The organism is Candidatus Pantoea symbiotica (assembly GCF_056491525.1).
This window is the reverse complement of the sequence record NZ_JBSZHR010000002.1, coordinates 1,608,697-1,626,628: the sequence shown is the minus strand read 5'-3', so window position 1 is coordinate 1,626,628 and position 17,932 is coordinate 1,608,697. Positions and strand designations below refer to the sequence as shown.

Genomic DNA, 17,932 nt, shown 5'->3' with positions numbered 1-17,932 from the left:
AGCGGTCGCCATGAATGGCGACCCTGCGTATTTAAACTGCGGCGGCCTGCAGCCACGCGACTACTAGCGGCGAAAGCCGGTTTTGTAACGCTGCACGTTCGGACTGGAACAAGGTAGCCACAAAGAACGGGTGATCGGTCAATTCAATGCCGCGCACGTCGCCGTCCAAATCCCAGGAAGTGATCTGCAGATTCTGTGTCGCTAGCGCTTCGCTGAACTCAGGGTTGACGCCAAAGTTGCAGTGGTAACCCTCATCGCTCTGCAATGCGCCGTAAGCCTTTGCAATACGTGAACCCGGCTGGAAGGTGACGCTTCCGCGCTGTTCCACCAGTGAACACGCCAGCGGGGCAATCACCCAGCGACCGCTGGGATCGGTTTCCGCATGCGCCGCATCTTCCCAACCCAGCACATTGCGCGCGTACTCCACGATGGCGTACTGGAATCCGCCACACGAACCTAAAAATGGCTTACCGCTTTCCCGCGCCCAGCGAAGAGTGGCAAACACGCCCGCGTCATTGAGATAAGGACTGCCCGGTACCAGCCAAATCGCCTGGTAATCATTGAGGTTATGTTGGTCGAGCTCGGGAGTGGCAATCCAGTCGGCGCTAACGTTAAGGGAAAGGGTTTTTGCAGCGAGTTGTACGGCGGGAGGAATGGCTTGATGCGCAACGGCATCAGCACGGTAATCGCCAATCAGGGCAACACGAATCGACTTCATCATGACTACGTCCTTTCAGGGAAAAAAGGAGGTTACAGCAAAGTTAACGCGCTGTCTAAACGCCTTAAATGCCGATTTTTGCGCCTTTCGTTTCCTCGTATTGCGCTTATGGCGACCTGTTTATCTGGCAAATAATGTATCCAATCGCGCTAAAATTCGTCAGATGTATGCTGCGCAAACGTTTTCTTCTTTTAGCCTGCTAATTAATTCACGGTTTTGTGCGCAGGATCAACTAATTAGCGTTCTGGAATCTTTTGACTGCTTATTACGCTCATCAATCAAGCTGTTGTGCTTATATTCTGCACAACAGCAATAATAATCTCTGTATAATTTATGAACTTTAGCGTTATATTCCAACAATGTCTCTCTGAGCAGTTTATATCAGGAAAATGATCTTCCAGATCTGCATTTCACCTGTTTATCCTGATATAATGCCACGCAGCGAGATTTAACACTGATTTACAACTTTGTATAACGGCATTAACCCTACCTATTGCAAGTATTTCAGCGTGTAGAAAATGCTTGCCCTGTTGGACTGATTCAGCCAAATTAGTCGCCGTTTTTCCTTTCTAATAACAATGTTGCGCGGGATTACCCAGCCCGACGCAGACTTAATTCCTGTCGCAAAACAGGCTATGTTAAAACTGAGGTACACGTGTCAACTGCAAACAAACACACTGACGGGGCGCCAAGCCTCAACGCTTTTAAGCAACCGAAAGCGTTTTATCTGATCTTCTCCATCGAGCTGTGGGAACGTTTTGGTTACTACGGTCTGCAAGCCATCATGGCGGTTTACCTGGTTAAACAGCTTGGCATGTCCGAAGCGGACTCCATTACGCTGTTCACCTCGTTTAGCGCGCTGGTTTATGGTTTGGTCGCCATCGGCGGCTGGCTCGGCGATAAAGTGCTGGGTACCAAACGCGTTATCGTGCTTGGCGTGATGGTACTGGCGCTGGGTTATGCGCTGATTGCCTTCTCCGGTCATGACACCTCAATGGTGTACATCGGTATGGCGACCATCGCGGTGGGTAGCGGCTTGTTTAAAGCTAACCCTTCTTCGCTGCTTTCGACCTGCTATGAGAAAGATGACGCGCGCCTCGACGGTGCCTTCACCATGTTCTACATGTCGATCAACATCGGTTCGCTGTTCTCGATGATGCTGACACCGTGGCTGGCTGCGAAATATGGCTGGGGCGCGGCGTTCTCGCTGTCGGTTGTCGGTCTGGTAATTACGCTGCTGAACTTCCTGTTCTTCCAGCGTGTGGTGAAAAACTACGGCTCCAAGCCGGATTTTGCCCCGCTGCAGATGGGTAAACTGCTGATGACGCTGGTTGGCGTGGTAGCGCTGATTGCGCTGGCGGCCTGGCTGCTGCATCACCAGAGCATCGCGCGTATGACGCTGGGCGTCATCGCCGCGGGTATCGTGGTGATCTTCGCCAAAGAAGCTTTCGCGTTGAAAGGTGCGGCACGTCGTAAGATGATCGTGGCCTTCCTGCTGATGGTAGAAGCGATTGTGTTCTTCGTGCTCTATATGCAGATGCCGACCTCACTCAACTTCTTCGCTATCCGCAACGTTGAGCATGCCATTCTCGGCATCACCTTTGAGCCAGAGCAGTTCCAGGCGCTGAACCCGTTCTGGATTATGCTGGCAAGCCCGATTCTGGCGGCGGTGTATAACAAGCTCGGCGATAAAATGCCGATGCCACACAAATTCGCCTTCGGTATGGTGCTGTGTTCAGCGGCCTTCCTGGTGCTGCCGTTTGGTGCCAAATTTGCCAACGAAGCCGGTATTGTCTCGGTGAACTGGTTGATCCTCAGCTATGCGTTGCAGAGCATCGGTGAGCTGATGATTTCCGGCCTGGGCCTGGCGATGGTGGCACAGCTGGTTCCACAGCGTCTGATGGGCTTCATTATGGGTTCCTGGTTCCTGACCACCGCAGGTGCAGCAATGATTGCGGGTAAAGTCGCCAACCTGATGGCAGTACCGAGTGATGTGACCGATCCGCATACTTCGCTGGCAGTTTACAGCCATGTGTTCCAGCAGATTGGTATTGCTACCGGCGTGATTGCCCTGCTGATGTTGATCACCGCGCCATTGCTGAACCGCATGACGCAGGATGACAATCAAACTGAACTGAAACGCGCTAACGCCAATCAGTAATCAGAAAGCCGGGCGTGTCCCGGCTTTTTTCTGCCCGCTATTCACATTTCCTTTAACGATTTCTGCTGCTCACTCTTCGCTTTTCGCTCGCTTAACTTCATGATGTCGGCTCACTGTTAATCAGCGTGGAAGAAGCATGGACAGGTTTGATGAGCTTGAGGTGTTTGTCGCGGTTATCCAGCAAGGCAGCTTGGCTGGCGCTGCACGCTTGTTACAGCGATCGCCACCGGTGATCACTCGCACTCTTAATACCCTCGAAGCCCGTCTCGCCACCACCCTGATTGAACGCACCACGCGCCAGCTGGCACCCACCGAAGCCGGCTGGCAGCTGTTTGAGCAGGCGCAACGGGTGTTGAGCGATTATCAGCGTGCCATCGACAGCGCTCACCACAGCGGCCTGCATGGCTTGCTGCGTTTAACCGCACCGGTGCAGTTTGGTCGTCGCCACGTCATGCCCTTGGTGAATGCCTTCCTGCAACAGCATGCGGAGATGCAGATTGAGGTGGTGCTCAGCGACACCTATCAGGATCTGATTGAAAACGGTCTTGATATCGCGCTGCGCATTGGCGAACTGCAGGACTCTTCGATGGTGGCGCGTCAGGTTGGCACGGTGCGTTCAACGCTGGTTGCCTGCCCCGGCTATCTGCAACAGGCTGGCACGCCTCTTCATCCCACTGAACTGACTCAACATGCGTTAGTGACGAGCCTGCGCCATACACGCGAGTGGCGCTTCGCCCAGGATCTGCGCGTGCGCATCACGCCGCGTCTGCGGGTTAATGATGTGGAGAGCCAGCTGGAAGCGTTGCGCAGCGCACAAGGCATTGGACGGCTGCTCTCGTATCAGGTTATCGACGATATCCACAGCGGAAAATTGCTGCGTTTACTGCCTGAATGGGAGCCGGCACCGTTGCCGGTGCAGTTAGTCACCCAGCGCGTGAAGAATATGACGCCTAAAGTGCGGCAATTTTGGGATTTCGCGCTCGAAAAGCTGCCATTACTGCCATGCTTTGCTGAATAAAACTGAACGATGACCGCAATTCCTGACCGCTGTCACGGGTAAAAATCCCTTGCAGATTTATGCTGCATCCACCACCACAACACTCAAGGATAAGCCATGATGAAACTCTATTGTAAGCCCGGTGCCTGTTCGCTATCACCGCATATTGTCGCGCTGGAATGCGGACTGGACTTTACCCAGGTGAATGTGGACCTGCAGAAGAAAGTGACCGAGCAGGGAGAGGATTACTGGCAGATTAACCCGAAAGGACAAGTGCCGGCGCTGCAGTTTGATGATGGCAGCATCCTGACCGAAGGCGTGGCGATTGTGCAGTATCTGGCGGATCTCAAGCCGGATCGCAATTTGTTGGCGCCTACCGGCAGCCTGACGCGTTATCACACGCTGGAATGGCTGAGTTATGTCAGCAGCGAACTGCACAAGGGTTTTAGCCCGCTGTTCCGTCCTGATACGCCGGAAGAGTACAAAGCCATTGCGCGTGCGCAGCTGGAGAAGAAGTACCAACAGGTGAATGAGGCGTTGCAGGATAAACAGTGGCTGCTGGGATTGCGTTTTACCGTTGCCGATGTGTATCTGTTCGTGGTGACGCGCTGGGCTAAAGCCATCAAGCTGGATTTAGCGGGACTGGATGCGCTGGAAGCCTGGTTTAGCCGGGTTGCGGAGCGCCCAGCGGTGCAGGCGGCGTTGAAGGCGGAAGGTTTGGTTTAATCTCTTGTAAGGTCGCCATTTATGGCGACCTGGATTACAGGTGCGCATGAATGCGCACCCTACGGGAATTTACAGCTTTTCTGCCGCGAAGTGCTGCGTCGGTTTGGCAATCGCATCCTGCGCGGCCACCAGCTGCAATTCGTACTCGCCCATTTCGTGGGTTTTCAGCATCACTTCATACACTGCCGCCGTAATATGCTCCAGCGCATCCTGCAGCGACTTACCGTGCAGCAGATCGACCAGCAGCAGGCCGCTGGTGAGATCGCCCACGCCAACCGGCTGACGCACGCCAAAGTCCACCAGCGGACGGCTGATGTGCCAGCACTCATCGGCGGTCACCAGCAGCATCTCAAAGCGGTCGCTGCGGCGTCCGGCGCGCGCCAGATGTTTCACCAGCACCACTTTCGGGCCTTTGCTAATCAGTTCTCGTGCCGCAACCACCGCTTGCTCCACGTTGGCCACTTCATGCCCGCTGAGCATCTCCAGCTCCAGCAGGTTCGGCGCGATGATGTCGCTGGCGGGCAACGCCATTTTGCAGTGAAACTCCGCCACGCCCGGCGCCACAATGCAGCCTTTTTCCGGATGGCCCATCACAGGATCGCAGAAGAACCATGCGTTCGGGTTGGCTTCTTTCACCAGACGCACGATCTCCAGAATCTGTTCGCCCTGCTCCGCCGATCCTAAATAGCCGCTCAGCACCGCATCACAGGTCTTCAGGCGATCAACTGCCGCAATACCTTTAACGATGTCGGTCAAATGCGTGGCGGGCATCACAGTGCCGGTCCAGTGACCATACTGGGTGTGATTAGAAAATTGCACGGTATTCAGCGGCCAAACGTTTGCGCCCATGCGGCGCATCGGGAATTCGGCAGCGCTGTTACCGGCGTGTCCGTAAACAACGTGAGATTGAATTGCGAGAATATTTTTCATTTTGCCCTGTACTGCTGTCTTGCCATAAAAAAGGGCCGGAAGCCGGCCCTGAACGCTTACTGCCAGTTAATCAGGCAGTAATGTTTTTTACCGCGACGCAACAACGTGAAACGTCCAAACAGTTTATCGCTGTCGCTGAAACGGTACTCCGCATCTGACTGTTTTTCGCCATTCAGCGAGACCGCGTTGGAACCGATCATGGTGCGCGCCTGGCCGCGTGATGGCACCAACTCAGCCGCTACCAGCGCCTGCTGCAGATCGTCTTCTGCCGTCAGCGTGATGGTTGGCATGCCGTCCTGCGCCAGCTGCTCGAAGTCTGCTTCGGTCATCGCACTCAAACTGCCAGAGAACAGGCTCTCGGTGATGCGTTTTGCCGCGGTTAAGCCGCTTTCGCCGTGCACCAGACGCGTGACCTGCTCAGCCAGCACGTACTGCGCGCGTGGCGCTTTGCCGCTGTTTTTGTCCTCTTCTTCCAGCGCATTGATCTCTTCAATGCTCATGAAGGTGAAGAACTTCAGGAAGCGATACACGTCTGCATCTGCGGTGTTGATCCAGAACTGGTAGAACTTGTACGGACTGGTTTTCTTCGCATCCAGCCACACCGCGCCACCTTCGGTTTTACCGAATTTGGTGCCGTCAGATTTGGTGATTAGCGGTACGGTCAATCCCCACGCCTGCTGCTGATGCAGACGACGCGTCAGGTCGATACCAGAAGTAATGTTGCCCCACTGATCGGAACCGCCAATCTGCAGCACCACATCGTGACGCTTGTTCAGCTCAGCAAAGTCATAACCCTGCAGCAGATTGTAAGAGAACTCGGTGTAGGAGATGCCCTGATCTTCGCGGTTCAGACGCTGTTTCACCGCTTCACGGTTGATCATCTGGTTGACGGAGAAGTGCTTACCGATGTCACGCAGGAAGGTCAGCACGTTCATGCCGCCAAACCAGTCGTAGTTGTTCGCGGCAATTGCGCTGTTGTCGCCGCAATCGAAGCTCAGGAAAGGCGCGACCTGGTTGCGGATCTTGTCGACCCACTCGCTAACGGTTTCAGCGGTGTTAAGTTTACGTTCTGCTGCTTTAAAGCTGGGATCGCCAATCAGACCGGTGGCACCACCCACCAGCGCGACCGGCTTGTGTCCGGCATCCTGAAAACGTTTCAGGCAGAGCAGCGGCACCAGATGGCCCAAATGCAAGCTATCAGCGGTAGGATCGAAGCCGCAATAGAGTGCAATTGGCCCTTGCGCCAGTCGCTCTGCTAACGCTTCTTCATCCGTTACCTGGGCGACTAAGCCCCTTTCTTGCAATTGTTGTATCAGGTTACTGCTGGTCATCACTGACTCCAAATTGATCAGACTGCACCTAGGCTGGTACACAGCTTTCCGCCGACGTGCGGAGACGAAAAAAAAGAGGGCTATAGCATAAAGCGCTGACGCCAACTGCGCCAGCGTTGAAAGGGGATAAAACGCAGTTTTACGGGGCTAAACGGTCAATCGACCAGCCATTGTCATTACGCTGATAGAGGAAGCGATCGTGCAGGCGATGTTCGCCGCCCTGCCAGAACTCAACGGTGTGGAATTTTACGCGGTAACCGCCCCAGAAACTCGGCAGCGGTACTTCACCCTGCTGGAATTTTTGTTTAAGTTCGAGGAACTTCCCTTCCAGCACGCCGCGCGCCGAAATGCGGCTCGACTGCTTCGACACCCACGCACCAATCTGGCTATCACGCGGGCGACGGCTGAAGTATTTCAGCACCTCGAGCGGCGACAGTTTTTCCACTTCACCCAGCACCATCACCTGACGCTCCAGGAAGTGCCACGGGAAGTGCAGCGAGATACGCGGATTCTCTGCCAACTGCAACGCCTTGCGGCTGCCGAGGTTGGTATAGAACACCATTCCTTGCTCGTCGTAGTGCTTAAGCAGCACGATGCGCTGATAAGGCTGGCCGCTGCTGTCAACGGTGGCCACCGTCATCGCCGTCGGATCTGGCAACTGCGCGGTGCAAGCCTGCTGCAGCCACTGCTCAAACAGCGCCAGAGGATTATCGGGCAGATCTTTACGTCGCAGCCCGCCGCGAGTGTATTCACGACGCAGATGGGCAATATTTTGCAAGCTGTCACTGTCGCTCATGCTGTTTCTCTTTCTCTAACGTTTACTGAGCGGAGGTATCCGCGTTCTGCAATTCACAATCATTAATCACGATTTTGTCATTACGTTCAACAAAAGCGCTATTGCCTTTTGACCAGAAGACGTAAGTGCCGTCGCTGTAGCGCGCGCCAGAGGCCGAGACCGTTTGTGTCAGCGTCAGCGGCTTGCCATCCAGAATAAAGCTTACCTGCTGCTTCGCGTTATCCTGGGTGACCGTCAGCGGCAAGGTGCCGCACTGGTAGCGCAGCTGTTGTGGAGTCTCTTCCTGTTTATGCATCATGCCGCAACCACTTAATATCGCCACGCTACTCAGCATCATAATTGTTTTTTTCATCATCACCTCTTAACGAATAGGTCGGGGATTGGCCGGATAAATCGCGCCCAATACACTCATCTCCCGCGCGCCGGTTACCGCTGGCAGGTTGCCCGGTAACCCATTTAATGTGCGAAACGCCAGCCAGGCAAAGGCCAGCGCTTCCATATCATCACCGCTGATGCCCGCTTCGTCGGTGGTACCGACTTCAGTACCCGACAGATGCGTGGCGAGGCGCGCCATCAGCAGCGGATTTCGGCTGCCTCCGCCGCACACCAACAGGCGATCGCAACCGTCGTTGAGCTGCACCTGCTGCGCGATGGTCAACGCCGTCAGCTCAGTCAACGTGGCTTGCACATCTTGTGGTGCCAGCGCCGGGAAACGCTGCAACTGCTGCTCAATCCAGCTGAGATTGAAATATTCGCGTCCGGTGCTTTTTGGCGGCGGCAGCGCAAACCATGGATCGCCTAGCATTAACTCCAGTAGCGCCGGAACCACCTGACCGCTGCGCGCCCAGGCGGCATCTTTATCGTACGGCAAACCTTTATTGCGCCAAATCCACGCATCGATCAGCATATTGCCCGGACCGGTATCAAAACCGCGCACCGGCTGGCCGGGAATTAATAGCGACAGATTGGCGATACCGCCAATATTCAGCACCATGCGGCGCTCGGCGCTGTCCATTAACAGCGCCTGATGGAAGGCCGGCACCAGCGGCGCGCCCTGCCCGCCGAGCGCCATATCGCGGCGACGAAAATCACCGATCACCGTCACGCCGGTGGCCGCCGCAATCTGGTTGTTATCGCCAATTTGCAGCGTATTCGGCGCATCACTTTGCGGCTCATGCCACACCGTTTGTCCGTGGCAGCCAATCGCCATAATGTCGCTGGCTTCCAGCGACTGCTGGTGCATCAAGGTCAATACCGCCTCGGCGAACAGTTTGCCAAGCCGCGTGTCCAGTTGTCCGAGCTGCGATAGCGTCAATGATTGTCCCTGACAAATGGCCAACACCTGCTGACGTAATTCCTGCGGGATGGGATGACAATAGCTGGCCTGCTGCGCCACCATTTGCCCATCAATCGCCGCCAGTACCACGTCCACGCCATCAAGGCTGGTGCCGGACATCACGCCAATATAGCGTCCTGATTTCATAGCGGTTCACTCCCTTAACATCATCTGGCTTAAGCCTGGCAAATTACCGGGGCTAATTCTATGATAAAATTCCGCTTTTCAGCGTCACTGCGCAGTGTGTTCCAGCTCAGAAATATTTTCTGCAGGTAATTGAATTTTTGTTGATGGGAGACGGTCTATGCTTCGGCCCAGCCGCGTATTATACGGACTTAGAGTCATTTGCCAGTTTTCTGTCTTATACTCTGTGCAGTACAGGATGAGAAATATGGCGTTTTTTTGCATTAAGGAGCGTTCTGATGATTAAGCGTTTTGTAGCCGTGGCGTTGACCGGCTTAACTCTGGCAGGTTGTGCCAACGACAGCACCCTTTCCGGTGACGTTTACAGCGCCAGCGAAGCTAAACAAGTACAAAGTGTTTCCTACGGCACGCTGGTTTCGGTGCGTCCGGTGAAAATCCAGGGCGGCGATGAAAACAACGTGATTGGCGCAATTGGTGGTGCGGTGCTGGGTGGTTTCCTCGGTAACACCATTGGCGGCGGCAGCGGTCGCAGTCTGGCAACCGCAGGCGGCGCGGTGCTCGGTGGCGTAGCCGGTCAGGGCGTGCAGGGTGCGGTTAACAAATCTGACGGTGTCGAGCTGGAAATCCGCAAGGATGATGGCAACACCATCATGGTGGTGCAGAAGCAAGCTGCCACCCGTTACTCGGTTGGCCAGCGCGTCGTGATGGCGTCAAACGGCAGCCAGGTTACCGTTTCGCCACGTTAAGCGAATAGATAAAAAAAACCGACGCCTGGCGTCGGTTTTTTTATTTCTCGCGGTTGTGAAACTCGAGAATGTTTTTTTCCAGCCGCGCAATCAGCGTCACCATCTGATTGATCTCTTCCAGGCTGATGCCGGAAAGAATGTCATCGCGCGTGGCATCAATCACATTCTCAACCTGCTCGATGATCGGCTCAGCTTGCTTGGTCAGCTTGATGCGCTTGGCACGGCGATCGTTGGCGCAGGTGGCGCGGGTGATCAAGCCTTTCTCTTCCAGCTGATCCAGCGTGCGCACCAGTGAAGGCTGCTCAATGCCGATGGCTTTTGCCAGCTGAATCTGAGACTGCTCTGGCGGGAGTTGATGAATATTGTGTAGCGTCACCCAGTGTGTTTGTGTCAACTCGAGCGGTTTTAAGCGCTGATCGATTAACGCGCGCCAAATGCGCACCAGGCGAGACAGATCGGTTCCCAAGGGCGTATCCATTGCATCTCCTTATAATTAGCTTGCTAGCTATTAAGCCAGATTTTACACTATTCTGCGAGTTTACCTGGCAAATTACAAATACCAGGCCTGCATATACGCTTGCCGTCTAAGCTCTATTTAGATGATTCCCGGTCAAAAAGGATGATGACACGTGTCCCTAACCGTTTTTTCCCCCAGCGCCCCGCTTACCGACCTAGTGTTCGGTGCGTCGCTGTTTTTCCCGCCGCTGTTTAAAGCGGTGTTACTAGGATTCTTTTTCTGGCTGTTGATTCACCCGCTGATACGCGGCTGGATCTACTCCGGCGATGTCTGGCATCCCACCTTAATGGACCTTTCCCTGTTTGTACTGTGCGTCGCTGGCGCATTGTGGTTACTGAGCCTCGGATAAATCACTATGAAATTCAACCCTTTTAAGTATTTTTCAACCGTAGTGATCTTTGCGCTGGCCCTGCTTGCCGGATGGTGGATGTGGAATTACTACATGCAATCGCCGTGGACGCGTGATGGCAAAGTGCGCGCCGAGCTGGTGGATATCACGCCGGAAGTGTCCGGGCGCATCATCGCCCTGGAGGTGCGTGACAATCAGTTCGTGCATAAAGGTGATGTGCTGCTCAAGCTCGATCCGGTGCCATGGCAAATTGCGCAGGCTAACGCCGAAGCGCAGTTAGCCAAAGCACAGGCCGACCTGGCGAAGGCGCAGCATGAAGCCAATCGCCGCGCCAGCCTGCCGCGCAACGTCATTTCAGCGGAAGATATGGACGCCGCGCGCTTAACCGCCAATGCCGCCGCATCAACGGCGAAAGCCGCGCAGGCCAGCCTCGATCAGGCGCGCTGGAACCTCGATCAAACTACGATTACCGCGCCCACCGATGGCTGGATCAGCAACCTGACGCTGCGTACCGGCAACTATGCCAGCGCCGGTACGCCGCTGTTTGCGCTGGTCGATAGCCACTCTTATTACGTGATGGGTTATTTCGAAGAAACCAAGCTGCGCCATATTCAACCCGGCGCTGCGGCGCAGATTGTGTTGTACAGCAACGGTGCGCGTTTGCAGGGCAAAGTGGAGAGTATCGGACGCGCCATTTACGACCAAAGCGTCGCCAGCGATGGCGGTTTGGTGCCGGATATCAAGCCTAACGTGCCCTGGGTGCGTCTGGCGCAGCGCGTGCCGGTACGCATTCGCTTAGACGCGTTGCCGGAAGGCGTGCCGCTGGTGGCGGGCACCACCTGCACCATCTCGATCGCGCACTGAGGTTGTGATGAATTTTCAGTGGCTGGCCTGGCAAAATCTGCCGTGGATAAAAGCAAGCTGGGGCGAGTGGCGCTATGCGCTGCGGAATGGCATTGCGATGTGTCTCGCCTTGACCATCGCCTATGCGCTGCAACTCGATGAACCATACTGGGCCATGACCTCGGCAGCGGTGGTGAGTTTCCCGACCGTCGGCGGCGCCATCAGTAAAAGTCTGGGGCGTATCGTTGGCAGTTTGCTCGGTGCCAGCGCCGCGCTGCTGATTGCCGGACACACGCTAAACGAGCCCTGGCTGTTTGCCTTTTTCATGGCCGGTTGGCTGGCGTTCTGCACCTGGATCGCCAATCACTACCAAAACAACGTGGCCTACGCGTTTTCGCTGGCGGGATATACCGCCGCCATCATTGCCTTTAGCAGCGTCAATATCACTGATGTCACTCAGCTATGGGATATCGCGCAAGCGCGCGTGTGCGAAGTGATCTCCGGCATTCTTTGCGCCGGATTGATGATGATGATTCTGCCCAGCACCTCGGATGGCAATGCACTGATGAGTTCACTGCGTCAGATGCACGCGCGTTTGCTGGATCATGCGGTGTTATTACTGCAGCAAGGCAGCACCGATAACGTGCGCACCGCCCATGAGAATGTCATTAGCCAGATTCTCACCATGAACTTGCTGCGCATTCAGGCGTTCTGGAGCCACTATCGCTTCCGCCGTCAGAACAACGTGCTGAACTATGTGCTGCATCAGCAGCTGCGTCTGACCAGCGTGCTCTCCAGTCTGCGCCGCATGTTGCTGAACTGGCCCGATGCGCCGCCTGAACTTTACGATGCCATGGCAAAACTGCTTCACGAATTGGCGCAGCCGCACTGCGATAAATACCGGTTGGCGCTGATTTTGCGCGGCATCACGCCATCAGCAACCGGTGATTACCGCCAACGCGCATTCGTTCAGCGCCTGCGTTATTTCTGCTGGGTCTATCTCAACGTCAATCGCTGGATTCGCCTGATTGAACGCGCCGATGCCGATACCCGTTTTCAGCCGCCGTATGCGCCATCGCTGGCGCGCGAAAGCGACAGCGCAGAAGCCGGCTGGAGCGCCCTGCGCACTTTTAGCGTCATCATGCTGGGCTGCGCCTTTTGGATCACCACGCAATGGGATTCCGGCGCCGCCGCCCTAACGCTCACCGCCATCGCGTGCGTGCTTTACTCTTCCGCACCTTCGCCGAGCGGCAGCGTATCGCTATTACTGAAGACCTTGCTGTGGCTGTCGCTGTTTAGTTTTGTGCTGCAGTTCGGTTTGATGGTGCAAATCAGCGCGCTGTGGCAATTTTTGCTGGTGCTGTTTCCGCTGCTGCTCACCTTGCAGTTGTTTAAACTGCAGCAGAAGAAACGTGCGGGAATGTGGGGGCAATTCATTGTTTTTATGGGATCCTTTATCGCCGTCACCAATCCGCCCGACTGGGATTACCAAAGCTTCCTCAATGACAATATCGCCAAGGTGTGCGGCGTACTGCTGGCGTGGCTGGCGTTTCAGGTGCTGCGTCCCAGTTCCGATGCGCGTCGCAGTCGTCGGCATATTCGCGCCTTGCGCCATGCATTTCTCGATCAGCTACGCCGTCATCCGCGTCTGAGCGAAAGCCACTTTGAATCGCAGATTTATCATCACATTAGTCAGCTGAGTAACAGTCGTGACGAGCAGGCGCGTGTTTGGCTGCTGCGCTGGGGCGTGGTACTACTCAACTGTTCTCACATCGTCTGGCAGCTGCGCGAATGGCAGCCGACGTCGGCAACGCTGGGGCAAATGCGCGATAGCAGCCTGCAGGATCTACAACGGATTATGAGCCTGCGCGGCGTGCATCACACCGCGTTGCAGGCCACGCTGGATGAGCTGGAAACCATGATTAACCAGCTGCAGCAGCAAGCGGAGAGCGAAGCCAATACGCTGGCGGGTATTTTGTGGCGCCTGCGCTGCTCACTCGCCCAGTTGGCGCAGGCGGTGCCGGATTAATCACTGACAATATTGCGTGGTCTGGCGATTAAAATCGTCCTGCAACTGCTGCAGCGATTTCTGTCCTTCGAAGCGGGTTTTGTCCTGATCGGACATCGGTTCAATCACCAGCGCCTTCTCTTCTGAAGAGTAGATAAAACGTCGATACAAGGTGGTGCCGGTGAAACTTTTACCCTGAATGCCACCGCATACCACCGTCATCGCATGACGATAAGTTTCGCTGTGGGTGAAGTTGGTTTCGGTGGCGCTGCGCAGAACGTTTTCGCAGCCTTTGGCTTCCAGACGGTGGAGGGTGTGCTGTGTCAGCCATTCACGCCCACGCGCAATCTTTTCACACTCAACACGCAGCGGGTTGGTATCGATGGTGCGTTGCAGTTGTCGACTGGCATCTAAACGCAGCTGTGTGTCGTTGGGTTGATCGCATCCCACCAGCAATAAACATAACAACATCATCCCACGCGCTTTCATTCCTGCCCCTGAAGGTTTTATTCCTGAATCAATATCATAGGACGGAAAAACCGCTGAGAGTAGCAAGAAAATGGGTCAATTTTTTTCAAAGTAAGGAAATCAGGGCGACAAGCTGCTGCCGCCCAGGAGATTAAATTACGCCGCAGGCAAAACGCGCCCCGCCGCCGCCGAGCGGTTGCGGATGGTCGGCATGATTATCGCCGCCCACATGCACCATCAGGGCTTTTCCTTTGATTTCACTCAGGGATTTGATGCGTGGCGCAACCACCGGATAAGTCGCCTTGCCATCTTCGGTTACAAACAACGCGGGCAAGTCGCCAAGGTGACCATCGGCGTACGGGCCAAGATGCTTGCCGGTTTTTTGCGGATCGAGATGTCCGCCCGCCGCACCGGCCGCCACCGTTTTTCCGTCCGACTCGCCCGGTTCACAGCTGCCTTTAGCATGCACGTGGAAACCATGAACGCCCGGCTTCAGGCCACTTAACGCTGGCGTAAATTGCACACCGTACGGCTTTTCGCTGATAGTGACTTTGCCAATTGCCGCCCCAATTCCTTGCGCGGTGGTTTCGTGCAGCGTGACTTCTTCTGACGCCGCCTGCGCGCCTGCGGCGCAAGCCAGAGCCAGCATAACAATGAGGGTTTTCTTCATAACGTCTCCTTACGGTTAGATTCCCTGTAAGCCTGGACTGCTTTCATCCAGGCTGCCGTAATTTGACGCAGCTTTACGCTTTAGGGCACATCGTAGCCGATGGCGGCTTTGCGGATGCGGAACCATTGCTGGCGATCGAGGGTTAACTGGCAGGCGCCAACCGCTTCTTTCACACGTTCAATTTTGCCTGATCCAATAATCGGCAGCGGACGGCTTGGCAGCTTCATCACCCATGCATACACCACTTGCTCGATATTGCTGGCGCCAATCTCCTGCTTCACCTGCTCCAGCTCATCGCGCAACGGCTGATAGTGTGGATCGTTAAACACGCGACCGCCGCCGAGGCAGGACCACGCCATTGGGCGGATACGGTTCTGCTGGCACTGATCGAGCGAGCCATCCAGCAGCGACGTTTGCTCCAGCGGGGAGATTTCCAGTTGATTAGTGACCAGACTAAATGGCAAACGCGATTGCAGCAGCGTGAACTGAGACGCAGTGAAGTTAGAGACGCCAAAATGGCGCACTTTGCCGCTCTGATGCAACGCCGTAAACGCTTCGGCAATTTCATCCGCGTCCATCAACGGGTCCGGACGATGAATCAGCAGCAAATCGAGGTAATCGGTATTGAAATGGCGCAGCGAGTTCTCGGCGCTGTGCAGAATGTGGCTGGCTTCGGTGATGTAGTGACCAATGCGGTGTTCGGGTTTGGCGCGCGTCGCAATGCCGCATTTAGTGACGATTTGCAGCTTTTCACGCAAACCTGGCGTGAGGCGCAGTGCTGCACCAAAGGCGGCTTCACACTGGTAATCGCCGTAGATATCAGCATGATCGACAGTGGTAATGCCCAGCGCTAAATGGTGCTCAATAAACTGCACCACTTGCTGCGGCGTCATGCCCCACTCCATTAAACGCCAGTAACCGGCAATCAGCGGTGAAAAGGACGGTCCCTGCGGTGAAATAGCCTGCGGTTGTAACATGGTTAAACTCCCCTAAACACGATTCCAGATAACGAAAGCGGGAGTATAACGGAAAGGCAAATCGTCGTTTTCTTAAAACAGTTCCGGTTGTTGTGGATCATGATCTTCATCGACTTTTTGCTGGCGCTGCAGGCGCAAAAAGCGTTGCCGGCACAAGCGCAGCACATCGCGCTTTTGCGCATCGCTGAATTTCATCCAGTTAAAGCGCTCTTCCCGGCTGCGTAAACAGCCACGACAATAGCCACGCGCGTCACTCTGGCAAATGCCACGACACGGGCTGGGAACGGGGAAGAACTCTAGTTGCTCGGCCACATGCACTCCGCAATTAACATCTCAAATCACATTGATAACAGCTTAATGACATTGTGCAAAGAGTATACGGGCATTGCGCATAATCAAGCCATCGCGGCATTTCGTTACGCCTGTTTACCAAAAAGCCAGCATTTAAAGGATTTGGATTGCTTACGTTTAATCTTCGTTAAGGTTTTCCTCATCTTGTCTTCATACGATTGTCACATTACCTCTTACCGTTGAGTTTTCATGAGATTCCCGATCACCTTTCAGTGCGGCACCAACGGATTTAATCTTATTGCCGCCCTGTTTTTCGCATTAGTCCTGAATGCCCTTTTCTTGCTGCGCGCCTGGGAAATGATCCCTTACGATCACGTCCACGATTATCTGTTCGCCGCCAGTATTCCGCTGGTGCTCGCCTCGGCGTTCTATTTTCTCTTCTCGCTAGCCGCCTGGCCTTATCTGCGCAAACCGTTGCTAATTGCGCTGGTATTGGTTAGCGCCGCCGCCAATTACTTCATGCACAGTTTTGGCACGGTGATCGACACCAATATGATTCAAAACGTCTTTGAATCCGACCCGCAGGAAGCCGGTGCGCTGATCAGCAGTCGCTATCTACTCTGGATGCTGTTGATGGGGATGGTGCCGGTGGCGCTGATTTGCGGCGTGCGCATCAATAACGGCACGCGCTGGTGGTGGAATCTGCTGCAACGCCTGACGGGCGCACTGGGCGCAATATTACTCATATTGCTGATGGCGGCGCTGTTTTACAAAGATTACGCCTCGCTGATTCGCAACAATAAAAACCTGATCAAGATGATTACTCCGGCCAACGTGGTTAGCGGTACTGGCCACTATGTCGATCAACGTTATCTGCAAGGTAGTCAGGAATTGGTAAAGATTGGCGAGGATGCCCACAAAGGCCCATTAATCTCCGCAGCAACCAAGAAAACGCTGGTGGTGTTAGTGGTGGGTGAAACGGCGCGTGCCGAGAATTTTTCGCTGGGTGGCTACGCGCGTGACACCAATCCGGAGCTGAAAAAACAGCAGGTCATTTACTATCCCAACGCCATTTCCTGTGGCACAGAAACCGCTATATCGGTGCCCTGCATGTTCTCCAATATGCCACGCGTGCATTACGACGCGAATCTGGCGCACCACCAGGAAGGCGTGCTTGATATCCTGGCGCATGCCGGCGTGAGCGTGCTGTGGCGCGAAAACGATGGTGGTTGCAAAGGCGCCTGCGACCGCGTGCCGCACACCGACATGACACAGTGGAAACTGCCGCAATATTGTCACGATGGGTTTTGCCAGGATGATGTGTTGCTGCATCGTCTTGATAACTATATTGATAGTCTGCACAACGACGGCATTATTGTACTGCATCAAATGGGCAGCCACGGTCCGGCCTATTATCAGCGTTATCCGGCTGAGTTCCGCCGTTTTACGCCCACCTGCGACAGCAAACAGATTCAGGATTGCGATCATCAGGCATTGGTAAATACCTACGATAACTCGCTGCTGTATACCGACGCCATGCTGAGCCGCACCATCGATAAGCTCAAAGGCCTGAGCGATCGCTTCAATGTGGCGCTGGTCTATCTCTCCGATCACGGCGAATCGCTTGGCGAGCGCGGGATGTATCTGCACGGTGCGCCTTATATGTTTGCGCCCTCACAGCAAACACACATTCCTCTGCTGATGTGGATGTCACCGGGTTACGCGGCGGCGAATCACATCAATGAAGCCTGTTTGCGCCAGCAAGCTGCCGATGCAAAGGTATCGCAAGATAATCTTTTCCATACGCTTTTAGGTATGTTCAATATCCAGACTCAGCAGTATCAACCGCAGTTGGATATGAACAGATCGTGCCAAACCGCCACCTGAGGGTTGCGCTAGACTGACTGGTCTAATAACCTGCGAC

19 protein-coding genes are annotated in these 17,932 nt (G+C 54.8%); 8 read left to right on the top strand and 11 right to left on the bottom strand.

The window, feature by feature from the left end; translation table 11 throughout:
* Positions 1 to 31 precede the first annotated feature (31 nt).
* Entirely contained in the window at positions 32 to 721 is a 690-nt protein-coding gene (locus ACXIZX_RS08180) for a CTP synthase C-terminal region-related (seleno)protein (RefSeq protein WP_479403914.1), read from the bottom strand.
* 652 nt (positions 722 to 1,373) lie between these two features.
* Between ACXIZX_RS08180 and dtpA the strand changes: the two genes are divergently transcribed.
* From dtpA to gstA, 3 genes are all read left to right on the top strand, one after another.
* Entirely contained in the window at positions 1,374 to 2,879 is a 1,506-nt protein-coding gene (gene dtpA / locus ACXIZX_RS08175; protein ID WP_277966047.1) for a dipeptide/tripeptide permease DtpA, read from the top strand.
* A 136-nt stretch (positions 2,880 to 3,015) separates the two neighbouring features.
* Complete coding sequence (locus tag ACXIZX_RS08170) at positions 3,016 to 3,897, top strand: LysR family transcriptional regulator (protein WP_008110268.1); 882 nt, start codon at positions 3,016 to 3,018, stop codon at positions 3,895 to 3,897.
* Positions 3,898 to 3,996: 99 nt separating this feature from the next.
* Positions 3,997 to 4,602, top strand: coding sequence for a glutathione transferase GstA (gstA, locus tag ACXIZX_RS08165; RefSeq protein ID WP_179451782.1), 606 nt, complete (start codon positions 3,997 to 3,999; stop codon positions 4,600 to 4,602).
* Positions 4,603 to 4,671: 69 nt separating this feature from the next.
* Here the strand turns inward: gstA and pdxY are convergent, their stop codons facing one another.
* From pdxY to anmK, 5 genes are all read right to left on the bottom strand, one after another.
* The gene (gene pdxY, locus ACXIZX_RS08160) at positions 4,672 to 5,532 is read right to left on the bottom strand and encodes a pyridoxal kinase PdxY (protein WP_008110272.1); all 861 of its coding nucleotides are present in this window, start codon (positions 5,530 to 5,532) and stop codon (positions 4,672 to 4,674) included.
* A gap of 56 nt (positions 5,533 to 5,588) precedes the next feature.
* Positions 5,589 to 6,863, bottom strand: coding sequence for a tyrosine--tRNA ligase (gene tyrS / locus ACXIZX_RS08155; RefSeq protein WP_479403913.1), 1,275 nt, complete (start codon positions 6,861 to 6,863; stop codon positions 5,589 to 5,591).
* A 139-nt stretch (positions 6,864 to 7,002) separates the two neighbouring features.
* Entirely contained in the window at positions 7,003 to 7,659 is a 657-nt protein-coding gene (gene pdxH, locus ACXIZX_RS08150) for a pyridoxamine 5'-phosphate oxidase (RefSeq protein WP_479403912.1), read from the bottom strand.
* A 22-nt stretch (positions 7,660 to 7,681) separates the two neighbouring features.
* Positions 7,682 to 8,011, bottom strand: coding sequence for an MliC family protein (locus ACXIZX_RS08145; RefSeq protein WP_479403911.1), 330 nt, complete (start codon positions 8,009 to 8,011; stop codon positions 7,682 to 7,684).
* A gap of 9 nt (positions 8,012 to 8,020) precedes the next feature.
* The gene (anmK, locus tag ACXIZX_RS08140) at positions 8,021 to 9,142 is read right to left on the bottom strand and encodes an anhydro-N-acetylmuramic acid kinase (protein ID WP_479403910.1); all 1,122 of its coding nucleotides are present in this window, start codon (positions 9,140 to 9,142) and stop codon (positions 8,021 to 8,023) included.
* A 275-nt stretch (positions 9,143 to 9,417) separates the two neighbouring features.
* On the opposite strand from anmK, the gene slyB reads away from it, so the two are divergent.
* A complete protein-coding gene (gene slyB, locus ACXIZX_RS08135) occupies positions 9,418 to 9,885 on the top strand; it encodes an outer membrane lipoprotein SlyB (RefSeq protein ID WP_008110282.1) in 468 nt (155 codons plus the stop codon).
* Positions 9,886 to 9,925: 40 nt separating this feature from the next.
* On the opposite strand, the gene slyA is transcribed toward slyB, so the two are convergent.
* Complete coding sequence (gene slyA, locus ACXIZX_RS08130; RefSeq protein ID WP_007892783.1) at positions 9,926 to 10,363, bottom strand: transcriptional regulator SlyA; 438 nt, start codon at positions 10,361 to 10,363, stop codon at positions 9,926 to 9,928.
* Between the two features lie 151 nt (positions 10,364 to 10,514).
* On the opposite strand from slyA, the gene ACXIZX_RS08125 reads away from it, so the two are divergent.
* The 3 genes from ACXIZX_RS08125 to ACXIZX_RS08115 are packed head-to-tail and all read left to right on the top strand — an operon-like array spanning position 10,515 to position 13,623.
* On the top strand, positions 10,515 to 10,751 hold the full coding sequence (locus tag ACXIZX_RS08125; RefSeq protein WP_479403909.1) for a DUF1656 domain-containing protein: 237 nt from the start codon (positions 10,515 to 10,517) through the stop codon (positions 10,749 to 10,751).
* Between the two features lie 6 nt (positions 10,752 to 10,757).
* Positions 10,758 to 11,615 carry an HlyD family secretion protein gene (locus ACXIZX_RS08120; protein ID WP_154194157.1) on the top strand — a complete coding sequence of 286 codons (858 nt, stop codon included), beginning with the start codon at positions 10,758 to 10,760 and terminating at the stop codon, positions 11,613 to 11,615.
* A 7-nt stretch (positions 11,616 to 11,622) separates the two neighbouring features.
* On the top strand, positions 11,623 to 13,623 hold the full coding sequence (locus tag ACXIZX_RS08115; RefSeq protein ID WP_265296895.1) for an FUSC family protein: 2,001 nt from the start codon (positions 11,623 to 11,625) through the stop codon (positions 13,621 to 13,623).
* Here the strand turns inward: ACXIZX_RS08115 and ACXIZX_RS08110 are convergent, their stop codons facing one another.
* The 4 genes from ACXIZX_RS08110 to ACXIZX_RS08095 all read right to left on the bottom strand — a co-directional run bounded on the left by ACXIZX_RS08110 (position 13,624) and on the right by ACXIZX_RS08095 (position 16,029).
* Positions 13,624 to 14,091 (bottom strand): hypothetical protein, encoded by a 468-nt coding sequence (locus ACXIZX_RS08110; RefSeq protein WP_479403908.1) that lies wholly within the window; start codon positions 14,089 to 14,091, stop codon positions 13,624 to 13,626.
* A 130-nt stretch (positions 14,092 to 14,221) separates the two neighbouring features.
* Positions 14,222 to 14,740, bottom strand: coding sequence for a superoxide dismutase [Cu-Zn] SodC (sodC, locus tag ACXIZX_RS08105; RefSeq protein WP_479403907.1), 519 nt, complete (start codon positions 14,738 to 14,740; stop codon positions 14,222 to 14,224).
* Positions 14,741 to 14,820: 80 nt separating this feature from the next.
* A complete protein-coding gene (locus tag ACXIZX_RS08100) occupies positions 14,821 to 15,717 on the bottom strand; it encodes an aldo/keto reductase (RefSeq protein WP_479403906.1) in 897 nt (298 codons plus the stop codon).
* Between the two features lie 72 nt (positions 15,718 to 15,789).
* Positions 15,790 to 16,029, bottom strand: a complete 240-nt coding sequence (locus ACXIZX_RS08095; protein ID WP_008110296.1) for a DUF1289 domain-containing protein — start codon at positions 16,027 to 16,029, stop codon at positions 15,790 to 15,792.
* Positions 16,030 to 16,257: 228 nt separating this feature from the next.
* Here ACXIZX_RS08095 and eptA point away from each other — a divergent pair, with 228 nt between their 5' ends.
* Entirely contained in the window at positions 16,258 to 17,895 is a 1,638-nt protein-coding gene (gene eptA / locus ACXIZX_RS08090; protein WP_479403905.1) for a phosphoethanolamine transferase EptA, read from the top strand.
* The last annotated feature ends 37 nt before the right edge of the window (positions 17,896 to 17,932 follow it).